The 646-nt window shown below is 42.7% G+C and carries 1 protein-coding gene; it reads left to right on the top strand.

All coding sequences use genetic code 11. From position 1 onward, the window contains the following. The first annotated feature begins 61 nt into the window (after positions 1–61). Positions 62–406, top strand: a complete 345-nt coding sequence (locus AC1DCD_RS10260; protein ID WP_024992867.1) for an ISAon1 family transposase N-terminal region protein — start codon at positions 62–64, stop codon at positions 404–406. Positions 407–646: the final 240 nt, after the last annotated feature.

The raw sequence follows: 646 nt of genomic DNA, 5'->3' as shown, positions 1-646 counted from the left end.
CCAGTTGCAAGCCCTCTCCTCTCAGGCACATAATTTCATAAGTATTTGTTATCTTTGCATCATGAAGAATCACCAATTATTACGTTGCATCTTTCCAGATGTACTTGCCGACTACTTTGATGTTGTCGATATTCAAGAGAGTGTTTCGCAGATTGACTTTTGGCTTGACGAGCGTAACTTTATGGAAAAGTCAGACCATAAGTTAGGCACTGTAAGCAGTTATGGTTTTACCAGCGAGCGTGTTATTCAGGACTTTCCCCTTCGTGGGAAAGCAGTGTACCTCCATGTTCGCCGTCGCAAGTGGCGTGACAGTTCCAATGGAGAGATATTTACTTATTCATATGATGATTTGACGGCTGAGGGCAGTAAACTATCTCCCGAGTTCGTTTCTTTTTTAAAAGAATAGAATTGAGTCCACTGCAGAGAGCATCGCAAGCATTGGTGCGCACTATGGCGTAAATGGCAAGCTGTTATCCACACAGTACAAGGAACATTTCAGTGATTATCGTAGTTGGAATCAGTTGGGACATGCTCAAGACTGGCTATTGTTTGAAAATAATATAGGAGAGAGTCTAAGTATTGATGAGACCTGTCTAAGCAGTGGCGAGGTTTATACTTTTCTGACCAACAAGGCGGGAAAGGGCAG

This window comes from Prevotella sp. C0209C1, from assembly GCF_056583855.1.
Note: the sequence above shows the minus strand (reverse complement) of the source record. Positions and strands in the feature narration are given on the sequence as shown.

Excerpts from the sequence above, each read along its gene's own strand:
- AC1DCD_RS10260 (WP_024992867.1), top strand. The coding sequence starts at position 62 with ATGAAGAATCACCAATTATTACGTTGCATCTTTCCAGATGTACTTGCC.